Genomic DNA, 16885 nt, shown 5'->3' on the forward strand with positions numbered 1-16885 from the left:
CTCAGGCCGCCTTCGCGGCGGTGCCGCCCGCCGCGGCGCCGGCCGGGTCGAAGACGAGGACTTGCGCGGGATCGAAGGCGAAGCGCACCCGCGCGCCGGAATCGATCCGCCTGACGCCGTGCACCACCGCGACGATCGGCGCTTCGGCGAGGCGGGCGTGGAGGAAGGTCTCCGAACCCGTCACCTCGGTGAGGAACACCGTCGCGTCGAAGCCTGCCGCCGTGTCGGGCGAGCCGATTTCCAGGCGGTGCGGCCGGATGCCGATCCTGTAGGGCCCGTCGGGAAGGCCGGCATGGGCGGGGGCTGCCCGAAAGTCGACGCCGCCGGCGCCGGCAAAGCGCGGCCCCTTCTTGGTGACGGCGAGGACGTTGAGCGGCGGGTCGGAGAAGGTGGTGGCGGTGACGAGGTCGTGCGGCGCGCGGTAGACCGCCGGCGTCTCGCCGAACTGGGTGACGCGGCCCTTCGACAGCGTCGCCGTCCGGCCGCCGAGGAGCAGCGCCTCCTGCGGCTCGGTGGTGGCGTAGACGAAGATCGCGCCGGTCTCGGCGAAGATCTTCGGCAGTTCCTCGCGCAGTTCTTCCCGCAGCTTGTAGTCGAGATTGGCGAGCGGCTCGTCGAGGAGCACGAGATCGGCGTTCTTGACGAGAGCCCGGGCGAGGGCGGTGCGCTGCTGCTGGCCGCCGGAAAGGTTGAGCGGGGTGCGACCCAGATAGGGCGACATCTTCAAGAGGTCGGCGGCCTTCTTCACCGCCGCGTCGATCTCCGGCTTCGGCCGGCCGGCGACGCGCATCGGCGAGGCGATGTTCTCGTAGACGGTCAGCGTCGGGTAGTTGATGAACTGCTGGTAGACCATCGCGACGTTGCGCCGGCGCACGGGAACCCCCGTCACGTCGCTGCCGTCCATCACCACCCTGCCGGCGGTCGGCGCGTCGAGGCCGGCCATCAGCCGCATCAGCGAGGTCTTGCCGGCGAGCGTCGGGCCGAGCAGCACGTTCAGCGAGGCGCGCTGAAGCTGCATCGACACGTCGACGACGTGGTCCTCGCCCCCGACCTTCCGGCTGACATTGATGAGTTCGAGCAATCCGTCCTCCCAAACGGTCGACAGCGTTGCCGGCGGGCCTGTCAGGCCGCCGCCATCTGTCTTTCCGTCGCCTTTTCAACATATGCGGCCAGCCGCTCGACCTCGGCGGCGGAAAACCGCAGGCCGAGCTTCGAGCGGCGCCACAAGACGTCCTCGGCGCTGCGCGCCCATTCCCGTTCGATCAGGAAATCGACCTCGGCGGCATGCAGCCCGTGTCCGAAGGACTCGCCCATCCGGCCGGCCTCGACGAAGCCCGCGGCGTGGGTTCCATAGGCCCGCACCAGCCGGCGGATCGTCGCCTTGGAAAGCTCCGGGGCCTTGCGGGCCAACGCCGCCTCCAGCGCCGCGATGCCGTCGACGGGAAAATCACCGCCCGGAAGCGCGGCTTCGCCGGTCCAGGTCGCGCCCTTGTGGCCGATCGCCGCCGCGATCTTCTCCATCGCGTCTTCCGCCAGCACCCGGTAGGTGGTGATCTTGCCGCCGAAGCAGTTGAGAAGGCCCGCGCCTTCCCTCCCGCCGTCCACCTTCAGCACGTAGTCGCGGGTCGCTTCCTGGGCCTTCGACGCGCCGTCGTCGAACAGCGGCCTGACCCCGGAGAAGCTCCAGACGATGTCGTTTCGGGTGACCGGGCGGGAAAAATACTCGCTCGCCGCCGCGACGAGATAGTCGGTCTCCTCGTCGGTGATCGCGGCGTCCGCCGGATCGCCCTCGAAGTCGCGGTCGGTGGTGCCGATGAGGGTGAAGTCGTCCTCATAGGGGATGGTGAAGATGATCCGGCCGTCGGAATTCTGGAAGATGTAGGCGCGGTCGTGGTCGTAGAGCTTCTTCGTGACGATGTGCGAGCCCTGGACGAGGCGGATGTGGTGGGCCTCGTTGCGGCCGATCGCCCCACGCAGGATGATGTCGACCCAGGGGCCGCCGGTGTTGACGAGGAACCGCGCCGCCGCGTGCGTCTCCTCCCCCGAAGCCTCGTTGCGAAGCGTCAGCTGCCAGAGGCCCGCCTCGCGCCTCGCGGCGACGAGCCGGGTGCGCACCATGATGTCGGCGCCCTTCGCCTCGGCGGAGCGGGCATTGAGGACGACGAGGCGGGCGTCGTCGACGCGGGCGTCGGAATATTCGAAGCCGGTGGTGTATTCGCGCTTCAGCGGCGCCCCGAGGGGGCCTTTCAGGTCGACCCGCGTCGTCGCCTTCAGCTTCCGGCGGCCGCCGATGTGATCGTACAGGAAGAGGCCGGTGCGCAGCAGCCATTTCGGCCGCAGACCGCCGTGATGCGGCAGGATGAAGCGCAGCGGCCGGATGATGTGCGGGGCGATCCGCCAGAGCACCTCGCGCTCCATCAGCGCATGGCGCACGAGGCGGAACTCGTAGTGTTCGAGATAGCGCAATCCGCCGTGGATCAGCTTGGTCGACCAGGACGACGTGCCGGAGGCGAGGTCGTTCATCTCGGCGAGGCCGACCGCATAGCCACGCCCGGCAGCGTCGCGGGCGATGCCGCAGCCGTTGATCCCGCCGCCGATGACGAAGATGTCGTAGGTCTTCATGGCCTCCCGCTTCGCACTGCAGCATTTCGGTTGCGATTGCGAATGCCGGGAAGTGTAATGCGAAACCGAAGCGAAGGTCAAACGAAATCGCGCTGGCGCCTGCAGGGCGCGGCGGCGCGCTCGCCGGCCCATTCATGCCGCCGTCAAGGCACAGGGGGGGCCCGAGAACCCCGATCGAAAATGCGTCGCGGCCGGTCCCGAAGCGCGCAGCTTCGCGATAGGGGAAAGGCACGGCGCCGATCCGTGGCAAAGGCGCCGGTCGCCTGTGGCTGAGAGAGCGTTCGGAAGGAGCGTGAGGGCGGCCGCTGCCATGGCGGCCCGCAGCACGGGGCCGCGATCTGGGGCGTCGTCGCATAGGCCGGCCGGCCGGAACTCGTCCGCGCCGGCGACCCTCGGGGAAGGGGCAGGGCAGGGACAGGGGCAGGGCGACGGCGATCGCCGGCGCCCGGTCCGATGGTCAGAGCAGGGTCTGGATCGTCCGCAGGAGTTCCTGAAGCTCGGGCTCGGCGACGAGGTCCGCCGCCCGATCGGCCGCGTGCCACTCGCGGTGCCGCTGTTCCATCTCCGGCCATTCCTCGGTCAGTTCGTCGACCGGCAGCGGAAACACCACGACGCGGCACGGCACCGCCCCGCCGGGAACGCGCTTGTCGTAGTCGTACTGGCCGATGGGCTTCTTGCCCGGCTTGCCGACGACGCCGGCCTCCTCGAAGGCTTCGATCCCGGCAGCCCGGTGCGGCCGCTTGCCGCGCATCGGCCAGCCTTTCGGGATGACCCAGCGGCCGGTGTCACGCGAGGTGACGAGCAGGACGTCGACGGTTTCCCGGTTCTTCCGGAACGGCAGCGCGCCGAACTGCTGCCGGCGCTTGGTCTTCATGATAAGTCGCTCGAATCAATTGCCGGATGAAGGTTCGCTCATACCACACGGAGCTTGCGCGACAACGTCCAATCGCCTGGGTGACCTCGCAGCAAGCCCTTTCCGGCTGCCGGGTGTGGCGCCCGCTCGCCGGCATCGAGAGGCGCCCCGCCGAGGGCTTCGCGACCGCTCGCCTCCCCGGCGCGTGACGGGGCGCCGGCCGGGCCGGACGGCGGGAGGCGGTCTACACGAAGGTTCAATCTATTCATTGCATTCATAGGGCAGTCTCCGAACGGTCCCTTCCGATGCGCGTCCTGCCTCACTTCACCCTCACCACGTCGATCCTCGCTGCCGTCACCGCCGTGCTCCTCGCCGTCCAGGTGCCGGGCGTCGCCTTCGAGATCGCCGGCCAGCGCAATGCGATCATCCGGGCGGCAGAGGACGAAGCGCAGGCCGCCATCGACATGCTCGAAGCCGTCCACGTCCAGTCGATGCTCAATCGCGGCAGGACCGAGGACGGCGATCCGGCGATCGAGACGCTGAACGGCACCATGGCGCAGTTTTCGGCGGTCACCCGCAATGTCGAGCTCTGGGTCTTCATGGGGCCGAAGGTCGTCAGCTACCAGCTGGCGAACGGCGAGAGCGAGGTCGAGCGTCCGGTCGACGCCGTCGACGGCGAGGTCGTCGCCTCGGGTGCGCCGCTCAGCCGGTTCGCCGACGACCGCTTCCGGCTGTCGCGTCCGGTCGTGCTCGGCAAGGGCCACGCCAGCGACCAGAAATGTGCCGGGTGCCATGCCGGCCTGATGGGGATGCGCCCGGGCGAGGTCATCGGCGGTTACAGCGCCGCGGTGGATCTGACGGCGGCGCTGCAGCAGTGGCGTGCCGGCATACTGGGGCGCGTCGCATGGGCGGCTCTCACGCTCTCGCTGACGCTGGCGGCGATCTATCTGCTGCTGCGGCTGTTCGCCCTGCGCCCGCTGCGCCGGCTGGCGGCGGCGACGGAGCGCCTGGCGGGCGGCGACACGCAGGTCGCACTCGACTTCGCGCAGGGCGGCGACGCGATCGGCACGATGGCGCGCTCGCTGCGGACCTTCCGCGACGGCCTGATCGCCAAGCGCCGGCTGGAAGCCGAGAAGGCGGTCGTCGACAACGAACTGCAGTTTCTGTCCTCCCACGATGCGATGACCGGGCTGGCGAACCGCGCGCAGTTCCACGCCCGGGGCGAGGAGGCCCTCGGCACGATGGACGCAGAGGGCGCGTGCGTCGCCGTGCTGTGCGTCGACGTCGATCACTTCAAGTTCATCAACGACACGATGGGCCACGGCGCCGGCGACCGGATTCTCCAGACCGTCGCCGAACGGCTGCGCAAGGCGGCCGGCGGAACCGGCCTTGCCGCCCGGTTCGGCGGCGACGAATTCGCGGTCCTCATCACCCATCGGCCGGACCGGGAGGCGGTGGAACTCGTCTGCCGCCAGATCGTCGAGGCGTTCGCCGAGCGGGTGGAGATCGACGGACGCGCCTTCTCCGTCACCGTCAGCGTCGGGGTGGCCCTCGCGCCATGGGACGGCGGCAGCGTCGATGAATTGCTCCGCCATGCCGACATGGCACTCTACCAGACCAAGTCGGAGGGCCGGAACGGCTTCCGCTTCTACAGCCGCGAGATCAGCGCTTCCATCGAGGAGAGGCGGCAGCTCGAAAGCGACCTGCACGAGGCCTTCGCCGCCGGCTGCCTGGAGCTTCACTACCAGCCGCTGGTCGACGTCGACAGCAACGCCATCGTCGGGGTCGAGGCGCTGATGCGCTGGAACCATCCGGAGCGGGGATGGGTCAGCCCGGCGGTCTTCATCCCGATCGCCGAGACCTGCGGCCTGATCGTTCCGATGGGCAAGTGGCTGCTCGAGACCGCCTGTGCGCAGGCCGCCCTGTGGCCAGGCGTCACCCTGGCGGTGAACGTCTCTCCGGCCCAGTTCCGCGACGGCGACTTCGCCCGTTTCGTCGGCGAGACGCTGGAAAGCACCGGGCTTGCGCCGTCGCGCCTGGAACTCGAGATCACCGAGGGCATGCTGCTCGACGAAAGCCACAAGCCGCTCGAGACGCTGCAGGCCCTCAAGGCGCACGGTGTCCGGATCGCCATGGACGATTTCGGCACCGGCTATTCCAGCCTCGGCTATCTGCGCAGCTTTCCCTTCGACAAGATCAAGATCGACCGGTCCTTCGTCGGTATCCTCGAAACCGACCCCAACGCCGCGGCGATCGTCCGCTCGGTGGTGGCGCTCGGCCGCAGCCTCGGCATGGTGACGACGGCCGAAGGCGTCGAGACCCGGGAGCAGCTGGCCTTTCTGGCGGACGAGCGATGCGACCAGGCGCAGGGCTACTATCTCGCCCGGCCGCAGGATCCGCTGCGGCTCACCGCCCTGCTCGGAACCTGGCCGTCGCGGCGCGCACCCGGCAGCTTAGGCGCAAACGGGGCGACGGCGTTGCATCTGCAGGCGGCCGGATAAGAGCGAGCCGGCGGGAAGGCGCCGGGCGATCCGGCTCCCGGCTGGCCTGACCTTGTCAGGCGTCAGGCGTCAGGCGGCGGGACGGCTCGCCGCGAGCCGGGCCGCATAGTCCAGCGCGCACAGCATGTTGACGTGGTTGGCGCGGCCGGTGCCGGCGATGTCGAAGGCGGTGCCGTGATCGACGGATGTGCGGTCGATCGGCAGGCCGAGCGAAACGTTCACCGCGCTGTCGAAGGCCACGAGCTTGATCGGGATGTGGCCCTGATCGTGATACTGGGCGACGACGAGATCGAAGGCGCCCTGATAGGCCCGGTAGTAGAGGGTATCCGCCGAGATCGGCCCGACCACGTCGATGCCTTCGGCCCGGGCCATTGCGACGCCGGGCTGCACGTGCCGGTCGTCCTCGTCGCCGAAAAGGCCGTTTTCGCCGCAATGCGGGTTGATTCCGGCGACCGCGATCTTCGGCGCCTCGTAGCCCATCCGCCGCAGATGCGCGTGGCCGGCCCGTATCGTGGCGAGGATCCGCTCGGGCATCGCCCGGTCGATCGCTCCCTTCAGCGAGATGTGGGTGGAGACGTGGATCACCTTCAGCCGCTCGGAGGCGAGCAGCATGAAGGAGGACGGCGCGCCGGTGAGCGCCGCGAGCATTCCGGTGTGGCCGTCATAGTGATGGCCGGCCGAATTCAGCGCCTCCTTGTTGATCGGCGCCGTGACGATGCCGGCCGCGGAGCCGGACTGCGCCATCGCGACGGCGGTGGCGATGTACTGGTAGCACGCTTCGCCGCAGGCGGGATCGAGCACGCCGAAACGGCCGGGAAGACCGGCGACGGGAACATGGGCGAGCGCGATCGAACCGGCGCTCCCGGCCTCTCCGAAGGCGTGGAAGGCGACGTCCGACCCGCTGGTCCCGGCGGCGCGCTCGAGCGTCTCGCGATCGCCGACGACGACGAAGCGGCGCCGGTCCGCCGGGGCGTGCTGGGCGAGCGCCTTGACGATCACTTCCGCTCCGACGCCGGACGGGTCGCCCATGGTGATCGCGATGGGCGGGACTTCGAGGATCGTGTCGCTCATGGTGCTCCTCATGCATCTGGCCGGGTTCTTGACGAGACGCGGATGACTTGTCAATTGATTTTGGCAGTTCGGTCCAGGAGCCGATGCGACGGCTCTCATTCGTCGCCCCTGAAGGCTCAATCTCGGCAGGTCGGCGGAATTTTTCAACATGACATGTCATTCGCTGCCAAGAACGATGAGCCGTCCGGCGCGGGACGAGGGAGAGGCGGCGTGAGCGAGGTTCTGATCATTGCGGACGATCTGACCGGCGCGCTCGATTCGTCCGTCGTCTTCGCCGAACGCGGATTGCGGACCGTGGTGGCGCGGCGCCCCGCCGATCTTGCCGAAGCGCTCGCGGCGGGCGCCGAAGTCGTCGCGGTGAACACGGGCTCCCGGGAAGTCCCCGCCGAAACGGCGCTCGCCCTGCTGGACCAGGTGTTCGAAGCGGCGGCCGCGGCAAAGATCCCGATCCTCTTCAAGAAGGTCGATTCGCGGCTGAAGGGGCATGCGGCGGCCGAGACCGGGCGGCTCGCCCGTCTGAGCGGTCGCGGGACGGTCGTCGTCGCGCCGGCGCTGCCGAGCCTCGGCCGGGTCGTCCGCGCCGGATCGCTGACCGGGCGTGGCCTTCCGGTGCCGGTCGACGTCGCCGCGCTGTTCGACGGTCTGCCCGCAACGATCGTCGTGCCGGATACGGCCTGCGAGACGGATTTCGCCGCACTGACGGCGTGGTGCACGCCCGAGACGCTGTTTGCCGGCGCCCGCTCGCTCGCCGCCGCGCTCGCGAGCCACGTCGCACATTCCCTGCTTTCCCCGGCCGATGGCCGCGTGACACGGCCGCCGACCCTCCGCCTGCCGATGGTGATGGCGGTCGGCTCCCGCGACCCGATCACCCTGGAGCAGCTCGACCGGCTGACCGGGCGCGGCGACATGGCCGAGATCGAAGCGCCGGACGGCAGGCTCCCGGCGGAGGGGTGGGGCGACTCGGCCCTGACGCTCGCACGCATGACGCAGGGCGGGGGCGGCGTCGACGCGGCGGCGGCGGGGGCGGAGTTCGCGTGCCGCGTCTGCGCCCTCGTCGAGGCACGTCGGCCGGCGACGCTCCTTGCCTGCGGCGGCGAGACCGCCGACGCCCTGCTCGGCCGGCTGGGGATCGGCGTGCTTTTTCCGTGCGGCGAGGCGGAGACCGGCGTGCCGGTCTCGACGGTGCGGTTGCCCGGCGGCCGCACGCTGACGCTCGTCACCAAGTCCGGCGGGTTCGGCGATCCGGGCACGCTGCTCCGTCTTGTCGAGGCGCTGCAACCCGTGGACAAGTCGAGCGAGGACCGGTTGCGGGAGGATAAAGGTCATGGATGAGGGAGGCGCGGCCCGCCAGGAGCAGGGCAGGCCCCGGGCGACGTTCGCCGACCGGGTCTACCATCTCCTCTACAGCCGCATCAGCAACGGCGAATATCAGGCGAACCAGAAACTGCCGCCGGAGACCCGGCTCGCCCAAGAATTCGACGTCTCGCGGCCGATCCTGCGGCTGGCGCTGGAACGGCTGCGCTCCGAGGGGCTCGTCTATTCGCGCCAGGGCGCCGGCAGCTACGTGCGGGCGCCGCAGACGCGGGCGCTCGGCTTCGCCCGGGTCGAGACGATCGCCGACATCCAGCGCTGCTACGAATTCCGCCTGACCCTCGAGGTCGACGCGGCCGCGATGGCGGCCGTGCGGCGCAACGATGCCAGCCTGCGGGAGATGGACGAGGCGCTGACGCTGCTCAGCCGCGCGACCGGGTCGCTCACCCACCGCGAGGATGCCGACTACGCCTTTCACCTCGCCGTCACCCGGGCGGCGAACAACCAGTATTACGAGGCCTCGATGCGGGCCCTGCGGGAGCACATCCACGTCGGCATGAAGATGCACGGCCAGTCGCTGATGTCGGGTGGCGCGAAGGGCCTCGAGGAAGTCTTCGCCGAGCACACGGCGATCTTCGCCGCGATCCGCGGCGGGGACGCGGAGGCCGCCCGGCGGGTGATGCGCCAGCACATCACCAATTCGCGCGACCGCCTCTTCGGCGGCGGCCTGATCGACCTGTCGCGTTGACCGGAGCGCGGCCGCGCCGGCTCGTCCCGGGGGCCGCGCCGCGGTCAGAGAGGAGCCGGCAGCTCCACCTTCAGCCGCGCCGCATGCGGGGCGAGGCTCTCGACGATGCCCGGATGCAGCGGCACGCCGTGTTGCAGCGCCTGCCGCCTGCGGTTCAGACCGGCCTCGCCGGGCAGTCGGACCCGCTCGACACCCGGACGCGGCGGATTGTCGTGACAGGCATCGGCCAGCCAGCCGGTCTGCCTCAGGAAGGCCGCACGGCCGCCGAACGCCTCGGGATCGTAGACCTGGATCGTCACGGCGGCATTGGTGCCCTTCGGCGCGTCGGCGCGCCCGTAGCCGGCAAGACCCTGCGTCAGCGCTTCGGCGTGAAGGGCCATGCCGTAACCCTTCTGGCCGTGGTCGTGGCCGCCGGTCGGCAGCAGCGTCCCGCCCTCGGCGATCACCTTTGGATCGCTCGAAGGCCGGCCGGCGCTGTCCATCAGCCAGGCATGCGGAAACTGCCGGCCCTCGCGCATGAGCCGCTGGCTCATGTTGACGGTGGTGATCGAGGCCGAGATGTCGATGAGGATCGGATCGCCGGGCGTCGGGATGCCGTGGGCGACGGGGTCGGGCGTATAGACGCCCTTCAGCCCGCCGAACGGCGCGACCTGCGCTCCGGACGGGCTGGAACTGGCGATCGTCGCCATCATGCCCCGGTCGGTGGCGATCGTCAGATAGGCCGCGAGACAGCCGATGTGATGGCTGTCGCCGATCGCCACCGTCGCCGCGCCGTGGACCATCGCCCGTTCGCAGGCGAGTTCCAGACCCTTCGCGGTCAGCCAGGCCCCGGGCAGGCGCCTGCCGCGCCAGGTGACCACCGCCCCGCGGTCGGCGATCGTCTCGGGTTCCCCCGCCGTCGCCATCACGCCGTCGGCGATGCTGTCGAGATACCAGCCTGCGAGCGCAAGGCCGTGGGTGGAGTGGCCGAGGAGATCCGCCTCGACCAGATAGTGCGCGACGGCGACGGCCTTTTCCCGTTCGAGGCCGGCCGCCACGAACAGCGCCTGCGTCGCGGCGACCAGCGCCTTCGCGTCGTAGCGCGGCGGCGCGGCGTCAGCGTCCATGCCGACCCTCGAAGACTTCCGGATTGAGCACCCGGGCCGGTCTGCCGCCGGCCATCAGTTCCTTGATGTCGGCAATGTTCATGAGACCCATGCGCTCGATGGATTCGGTGGTGTCGGCGCCGGTATGCGGCGTGAACACGACCCTCTCGCAGCGAAAGATCGGATGCGCGACGTCCGGCGGTTCCTGGCTGTAGGCGTCGATCGCCGCTCCGCCCAGACGCCCGGCCGAAATCGCCGCGGCGAGTGCGTCGAGATCGACCACTTCGCCGCGCGCCAGATTGAGGAGACAGGCCGTCGGCTTCATCAGCGCGAGCCGCGCCGCATCGATCAGCGCCGCATTGTCCTTGCCGCCGAAGACGTGCAGCGAGACGTAGTCCGACCGCGCCAGGAGGTCGTCGAGCGGCACGAGCTCGATGGCGTTCTCGCGGGCGAAAGCGGCGTCCGGACGAAGGTCTGTCGCCAGCACCGACAGGCCGAGCGCGCGGGCCTTTTGCGCCAGGATCCGCCCGATGTTTCCGAGCCCGACGACGCCGAGCGTCTTGTCGGCGAGTTCGCTCCCGACCTTTCGGTTCCAGCCGCCGCCGACGACGTCGCGGTGGCCCGAGGCGATGTTGCGGGCGAAGGCGAACATCATGCCGAGGGCGAGCTCGGCCACGGCGTTGGCGTTGGCGCCCGGCGTGTTGAGCACCGGGATGCCGCGGGCGGTGCAGGCGGCGATGTCGATCTTTTCGACCCCGACGCCATGCTTGAGGACCGCCTTGAGGTTCGGCGCCGCATCGAGCGTCGCCTCGGTCACCGCCACGAGACCCGCGACGATGTAGTCGACGCGCGCCAGGTGATCCGACAGGCCGCCGTCGGGACGGGAGGTGTCGACGCAGCGGATGACCTCCCAGCCCGATGCTTCGAGCGCTGCGGGAACGCGGCCGTGCCGGCCGAAGCCCGGCGAGGTGGTGGCAAGGACGGTCATTGCGCGGCCTCGGCGGAGCGGGTGAGGCCGTGCGCCTCGAGGATACGGCCGATCGCGGCATCCTGCTCCGGGGTCGGCAGCAGCGCCGGCTGGCGGCTGGCACCGACGCTCGGGTCCATCAGGTAGAGCGCCCGCTTGACGAGGGCGGGGGGATAACCAAGCGCGTAGAGGTCGGTCCGCAGCGCCGTGAAGCGCTCCTGCTGGCGCGCCGCCTCTTGCGCGTCGCCTTCGTTGTGGGCCCGGCAGATCGCGGCGAGGACCTCCGGCATGACGTTGCCGAGGCCCGAGATGCAGCCCTTGGCGCCGTTCTCGAACGACCAGAGCACGAGGGAGTCGGGGCCGGAATAGACGTCGAACCGGTCGCTCGCGGCCTTCGATACCGCGAGATAGGCTTCCAGCGTCTCTTTGGCGCCGCCGCTGTCCTTGATGCCGGCGATGTTGCCGTGCCGCGCCAGCGTCGCGGCGGTCTTAGGCTCGATGTGGTTCTGCGTGCGGGCCGGGATGTCGTAGAGATAGACCGGGGTCGAGACGCTGTCGGCGACCGTCGAAAAGTGGCGCACCAGCCCGTCCTGGGTACAGGCGATGAAATAGGGGGTGATGACCGCGATGCCGTCGACCCCGATCCGGTCGAATTCCTTCGCGAGCAGCACGGTTTCGTGGGTCGCGGGCATTCCGGCGTTGACGATGACGCGCGCCTTCCCGCCGACCTCGGCGACGACTTCCTCGGTGAGCCGCACCTTCTCGTCGAACGTCAGGGCCGTGAAGTCGCCGTTGGTGCCGGCGCACATGATGTTGTTGCCGGCCTGCACCTGACGCCGGACCTGGCGGCGCGTCGCCTCGTAGTCGATGGCTTCGTCGTCGCGAAAGCAGGTGACCAGGGCGACGAAGGTCTCGCAATCGGCCATGAATTCTCCAATGCTCATTATTGTGCCGGTGTGGCGATGGTGGTCTGGCCGCGGAACTGCCGCAGCAGGGGCAGCAGGATCGACAGTGCGGCGAGGGCGAGGAACAGCAGGCAGATCGGCGTCGAGACGAAGGCGATGACGTCGTCGCCGCTCTGCAGCAGGCCGCGCCGGAGATTGGCTTCGGCCATCGGCCCGAGGATCAGCGCGATGCAGAGCGCCGCCTGCGAGAAGCCGAACTTCTGCATGCCGTAGCCCAGCACCCCGAAACCGACCATCGTGTAGAGGTCGACGACGTTCAGGTTGATCGCGAAGGAGCCGATGAAGCAGAAGGCGACGATCGACATCGTCAGGATGCGCTTCGGGATCATCAGGATGCGCGAGAACAGGCCGATGCCGAGCATGCCGAAGACGAACATGAAGATGGTGGCGACGAAGGTGCCGGCGAACATGCCGACGATGACGTCCGGCCGGCTCTGGAACAGCATCGGCCCGGGCGCCAGCCCCTGGATCATCAGGCCGCCCATCAGAACCGCGGTCACCACGTCGCCCGGCACGCCGAGCGCCAGGAGAGGGATCAGCGCCGCGGCGCAGACGGCGTTGTTGGCGCTTTCGGTCGCCGCGACGCCGGGCATGTGCCCGGTCCCGAACTTTTCCGGGGTCTTCGAGCTTCGGCGCGCCTCGCTGTAGGCGATCCACGAGGCGGTGCCCGAGCCGGTGCCGGGAATGATGCCGATGATGGTTCCGATGATCGAGCCGCGGATCAGCGCCGGCACCGATTCCTTCATGTCGGCAAGGCTCGGCCAGCGGCCGGAGACCTTCATCGCCGGGCCCTCGTCGGCGAAGATCTTCTCCATCTGGACGAAGACTTCCGACAGGGCGAAGAGGCCGATGAGCGCCGGGGTGAAGGCGAAGCCGGAGGCAAATCCCGAGACGCCGAAGGTGTAGCGCAGGGCGCCCGAAATCGGATCGGCGCCGACGGTGGAGATCAGCACGCCGGCGAGGCCGGCGATCGCGCCTTTGAGGACGTCGCCGGAGAGCGAGGCGATGATGGTGAGGCCGAAGAGCGCGAGGGCGAAATATTCGGCCGGGCCGAACTGCAGCGCGAAGGAGGCGAGCTGCGGCGCGAGGGTCGCGAGGACGACGGCCGCGAAGATGCCGCCGATGAAGGAGGCGATCGTCGCCATGCCGAGCGCCTTGCCGGCCTGGCCCTTCTGGGCCAGCGGATAGCCGTCGAGGACCGTCGCGGCCGAGGAAGGCGTGCCGGGCGTGCGCAGCAGGATGGCGGAGATGCAGCCGCCGTAGATGCCGCCGATATAGATGCCGATCAGCATGTTGAGGCCGAGGATCGGCTGCATCCCGAAGGTGAGCGGGATGAGCAGCGCGACCCCCATCGTGGCGGTGAGGCCGGGAAGGGCGCCGATGATCAGGCCGCCGATCGTCCCGAGCGCGATGACCCAGAGGACGTTCGGTGCAAAGACCGGCAGGACGTATTGCAGGGCATCCATGTTGCTGTGCGCCGTTACCGAGAGGATCCTTCGCCGCCGGCCGCCCGCCGATCCGGGGCAGGCGGCCTTTCGCGGCGGCGGCGCCCCGGCGCCCCTTGGGGGCGGGAAGCGCCGACGAATGACCGCCTACTTCGCGTTCATTCCATACATGCCGAGATCGCGGATGACCGCTTCGGCTTCCTTGCTGTCCTTGCGGGCGAGCTTTTCGTAGCCTTCGGCGTCGCGATATTCGACGAACTCGCCCATGTCCTTCATGCGCTTCAGGAATTCGGGGTCGTTGAAGGTTTCCTCAAAGGCCTGCTGCAGGGTCTTCTTGACGTCGTCGGGCATGCCCTTCGGGCCGATGATGCCCTTCCATGAGGACCAGGTGAAGTCGATGCCCTTCTCGACCGCCGTCGGCGTGTCGGGATAGTCGGGGATCCGCTTGTCCTCCATGATGAAGATCGGCGTCACCGCTTTGGCGTCGACCTGGGCCTTCGCCTCGGCCGGCGTCGAGATCGTCGCGTCGATGTGGCCGCCGACGCAGGCGGTCATCGCCTCCGAGGCGCCCCCGAACGGCACGTCCGCGATCTTGATGCCGGCCTTTTCGGCAAAGGCCTGCATGGCGATCTGGTTGGCGCCGCCGGCGCCGGAATTGCCGACCTGGACCTTGCCGGGATTTTCCTTCGCATAGGCGAGGAATTCGTCGAAGTTCTTGAACGGCGCGCCGGAGCAGCCGAGCAGGATCTGCAGGTTGCGGCCCATCAGGGCGATGAATTCGACGTCGTCGAGCTTGTAGTCGGTGCCGCCGTAATGCGGCAGGAGGGCGAGGGGGCCCTGCGACCCGGTGCCGAGCGTGTAGCCGTCGGGCCGGGCATGGAGGACCGCGCTGGTGCCGATGGCGCCGCCGCCGCCCGGCTGGTTGCGGATGATCATCGTGCTGCCGTCGAGATGCTTCTGGAACACCTCGGCCATGATGCGGGCCGACAGGTCGGTGCCGCCGCCGGCCGAATAGGGGACGACGACCTGGATCGGCCGCGCCGGATAGTCCTGTGCCGCGGCCACGCCGGCACCGCCGCACAATGCGGCGGCGATCACTGCTGTCAGAACGAGTTTCATCGCTGTATTCCTCCCTGGAGATGACGAGATCGTGCCGTCAGGGCAGCCACACGCCGAGATAGCGGGTGAAGCCCCAGTAGACGGCTGCGGTGATGATCAGCGGCAGGACGATCAGGCGAATCCAGTTGCGTTCGCCGAGAAGCGCCATGCCGGCAACGAAGACGACGGCGGTGGTCGCCAGATAGCCGACGGGCATGAAGAATGCCGCATAGGCGACGAGCAGGAGCGCGAAGACCGCCATCCGCCGCAGGGTTGTCCCGGACGGTGCCCCGCCCGCCGCGTCGTTGGGATCGGACGGCGTCGTGGCGGCGGCGAGGTCCTGCGGCACCGCCGATCGCTGCGCGACGGCCGAGCGGAGCATCAGCGCCAGGGTGAGGACGACGATCCCGCCGATCATCAGCCACGGCACGAAGTTCGGACCGGCCGAGGTGCCGGTCGCGACCGCCGGAATCCGCAGCGTCCGCCAGCCGGCGAAGGCGCAGAAGGCGAGGATGCCCGCGCCGATCCAGATGTCGGTCCGTCTCGACGGCACGGCTTCCTCCCACTGCTCCGCGGGGCCGGTCCGGACGACCGCCCCGCCGGGCAAGGAATTCCAAATTCGTAATCCTGTCAACAAAGAATCGACCTTTTGCACCAGATATCCCAATCTGAGGCGCCGTCGAAGAAAAAATGACTGTTGAAACAATGCGATAAAAAGGAAAGTCCTGGCATCGAAATCGACGCAGCTGCGCCGTCGTGACCGACATCTCGCCCTCGGACGCCTCCGAAACCGGCAGCTTCTCGGCCTCGGCGGGCGGTTTCGTTGACAAGTGTACGAGCCGCCCCGTAGATAGGCGGACCGCACCGCCGGCACCTTCCCGTCCGTCTTTCGAGAGATGATCGGGCATTGCCGGGAGACCGAAATTGTAAGCTTGTCGCGCCGCGTGGCTGGAGCCCGAGGCGTCGGGAGACACGACCATGACCACGATCGATCGCCCGCTTGAGATGCTCCGGCCCGCCATGCTGCGCTTCGGCGCCGGCCAGGTCTCGACCCTGGCCGACTGGCTGCGCGACGAGGGATGCCGGCGCGCCTTCGTCGTGTCGGACGCCTTCAACGCCGCCCGGATCGACGTTCTCGCCCTGACGGAGCCCGGCATCTTCGGCACCGTGAAGCCCGAGCCGGACGTCCCCAATCTCGAAGCGGCCGTCGCCGCCGCCCGGGCCTTCGGACCGGACGTCGTGATCGGCTTCGGCGGCGGCAGCGCCATGGATCTCGCCAAGCTCGTCGCCGTGCTCCTGGGCAGCGACAGGCGGATCGAGGACATCGTCGGGCCGGGCCGGGCCCCGCGGCGCAATCTGCGGCTCGTCCAGGTGCCGACCACCGCCGGCACGGGAAGCGAGGTCGGCACCCGGGCGCTGGTGACGGATCCGTCGAGCCGCAACAAGCTCGCGGTCGAAAGCCGCCACATGCTGGCCGATCTCGCGATCGTCGATCCCGGCCTGACGATCTCGGTGCCGCCGGCGGTCACCGCCGCGACCGGCGTCGACGCCATGGCGCACTGCGTCGAGGCCTTCACCAGCCGCCGCTCGCATCCGATCGTCGACGCCTATGCGCTTCAGGGGATCGACCTCGTCGGGCGGTATCTCGCCCGCGCCGTGCAAGACGGCTCCGACATCGAAGCCCGGGCCGGCCTGTCGCTCGCCTCCTTCTACGGCGGCGTCTGCCTCGGCCCGGTGAACACCACCGCCGGGCACGCGATCTCCTATCCGCTCGGCACGCGCCACGACATCGCCCACGGCGTCGCGAATGCGCTGATCTTCCCGCACGCGCTCGCGGCCAACGCGTCGAGCGTGCCGGACAAGACCGCGGCGATCGGGCGGTCGCTGGGGTTCGACGCGCGCGACGAAGCGGCGACCCTCGAGGGCGCCTTCGCCTTCTGCCAGGGGCTCGGTCTCGACATGCGGCTCGCCGCCCACGGCGTGCCGCGGGACGATCTCGCCGCGATGGCTGCCGAAGCGCACAAGATCCGCCGTCTGCTCGACCACAATCCGAAGCAGCTGGCGGAAGCCGACATCCTGCGGATCTACGAGGCGGCGTTCTGACCCTGAACGCGGCGCACTAAGCGGCCGCGCATCCGAGGCGTATCAAAAGAGGCCGGGACGTTCGGCGGCCGTCCGGGCCCGGCCGTTGCAGCCGGCGTTGCCGCGCAGCCCCACCG

The 16885-nt window shown here is 69.4% G+C and carries 14 protein-coding genes; 4 read left to right on the forward strand and 10 right to left on the reverse strand.

Translation table 11 applies throughout. The annotated features are described in order from the left end of the window. Window position 1: 1 nt before the first annotated feature. From J1C47_RS20620 to J1C47_RS20630, 3 genes are all read right to left on the reverse strand, one after another. Entirely contained in the window at window positions 2-1081 is a 1080-nt protein-coding gene (locus J1C47_RS20620) for an ABC transporter ATP-binding protein (RefSeq protein WP_207352691.1), read from the reverse strand. Window positions 1082-1122: 41 nt separating this feature from the next. Next, the gene (glpD, locus tag J1C47_RS20625; RefSeq protein ID WP_207352692.1) at window positions 1123-2622 is read right to left on the reverse strand and encodes a glycerol-3-phosphate dehydrogenase; all 1500 of its coding nucleotides are present in this window, start codon (window positions 2620-2622) and stop codon (window positions 1123-1125) included. A gap of 457 nt (window positions 2623-3079) precedes the next feature. Continuing rightward, entirely contained in the window at window positions 3080-3496 is a 417-nt protein-coding gene (locus J1C47_RS20630) for an NUDIX hydrolase (RefSeq protein ID WP_207352693.1), read from the reverse strand. Between the two features lie 284 nt (window positions 3497-3780). Here J1C47_RS20630 and J1C47_RS20635 point away from each other — a divergent pair, with 284 nt between their 5' ends. Next, window positions 3781-5976, forward strand: a complete 2196-nt coding sequence (locus J1C47_RS20635) for a putative bifunctional diguanylate cyclase/phosphodiesterase (protein WP_207352694.1) — start codon at window positions 3781-3783, stop codon at window positions 5974-5976. 69 nt (window positions 5977-6045) lie between these two features. On the opposite strand, the gene pdxA is transcribed toward J1C47_RS20635, so the two are convergent. Then, window positions 6046-7047, reverse strand: coding sequence for a 4-hydroxythreonine-4-phosphate dehydrogenase PdxA (pdxA, locus tag J1C47_RS20640; RefSeq protein ID WP_245396711.1), 1002 nt, complete (start codon window positions 7045-7047; stop codon window positions 6046-6048). Window positions 7048-7257: 210 nt separating this feature from the next. Between pdxA and J1C47_RS20645 the strand changes: the two genes are divergently transcribed. Together J1C47_RS20645 and J1C47_RS20650 are read left to right on the forward strand one after the other, a co-directional pair. Then, complete coding sequence (locus tag J1C47_RS20645) at window positions 7258-8379, forward strand: four-carbon acid sugar kinase family protein (protein ID WP_207352695.1); 1122 nt, start codon at window positions 7258-7260, stop codon at window positions 8377-8379. Beyond that, window positions 8372-9106, forward strand: a complete 735-nt coding sequence (locus J1C47_RS20650) for a FadR/GntR family transcriptional regulator (RefSeq protein ID WP_207352696.1) — start codon at window positions 8372-8374, stop codon at window positions 9104-9106. Before J1C47_RS20645 ends, J1C47_RS20650 begins: the two co-directional genes overlap by 8 nt. Before the next feature lie 44 nt (window positions 9107-9150). On the opposite strand, the gene J1C47_RS20655 is transcribed toward J1C47_RS20650, so the two are convergent. From J1C47_RS20655 to J1C47_RS20680, 6 genes are all read right to left on the reverse strand, one after another. Further along, window positions 9151-10212 (reverse strand): Ldh family oxidoreductase, encoded by a 1062-nt coding sequence (locus J1C47_RS20655; RefSeq protein WP_207352697.1) that lies wholly within the window; start codon window positions 10210-10212, stop codon window positions 9151-9153. Beyond that, window positions 10202-11179: a phosphoglycerate dehydrogenase gene (locus J1C47_RS20660; RefSeq protein ID WP_207352698.1), complete on the reverse strand. Its 978-nt coding sequence runs from the start codon at window positions 11177-11179 to the stop codon at window positions 10202-10204. Before J1C47_RS20660 ends, J1C47_RS20655 begins: the two co-directional genes overlap by 11 nt. Beyond that, window positions 11176-12084: a dihydrodipicolinate synthase family protein gene (locus tag J1C47_RS20665; RefSeq protein ID WP_207352699.1), complete on the reverse strand. Its 909-nt coding sequence runs from the start codon at window positions 12082-12084 to the stop codon at window positions 11176-11178. Before J1C47_RS20665 ends, J1C47_RS20660 begins: the two co-directional genes overlap by 4 nt. A 17-nt stretch (window positions 12085-12101) precedes the next feature. After that, window positions 12102-13589, reverse strand: coding sequence for a tripartite tricarboxylate transporter permease (locus tag J1C47_RS20670; protein ID WP_207352700.1), 1488 nt, complete (start codon window positions 13587-13589; stop codon window positions 12102-12104). 126 nt (window positions 13590-13715) lie between these two features. After that, on the reverse strand, window positions 13716-14687 hold the full coding sequence (locus J1C47_RS20675) for a Bug family tripartite tricarboxylate transporter substrate binding protein (protein ID WP_207352701.1): 972 nt from the start codon (window positions 14685-14687) through the stop codon (window positions 13716-13718). A gap of 37 nt (window positions 14688-14724) precedes the next feature. Then, window positions 14725-15219: a tripartite tricarboxylate transporter TctB family protein gene (locus tag J1C47_RS20680; protein WP_207352702.1), complete on the reverse strand. Its 495-nt coding sequence runs from the start codon at window positions 15217-15219 to the stop codon at window positions 14725-14727. Window positions 15220-15644: 425 nt separating this feature from the next. Between J1C47_RS20680 and J1C47_RS20685 the strand changes: the two genes are divergently transcribed. Then, window positions 15645-16769 carry an iron-containing alcohol dehydrogenase gene (locus J1C47_RS20685; RefSeq protein WP_207352703.1) on the forward strand — a complete coding sequence of 375 codons (1125 nt, stop codon included), beginning with the start codon at window positions 15645-15647 and terminating at the stop codon, window positions 16767-16769. Window positions 16770-16885 lie beyond the last annotated feature (116 nt).

The sequence above is a fragment of the Jiella sonneratiae genome (genome assembly GCF_017353515.1).
GTDB lineage: Bacteria > Pseudomonadota > Alphaproteobacteria > Rhizobiales > Rhizobiaceae > Jiella > Jiella sonneratiae.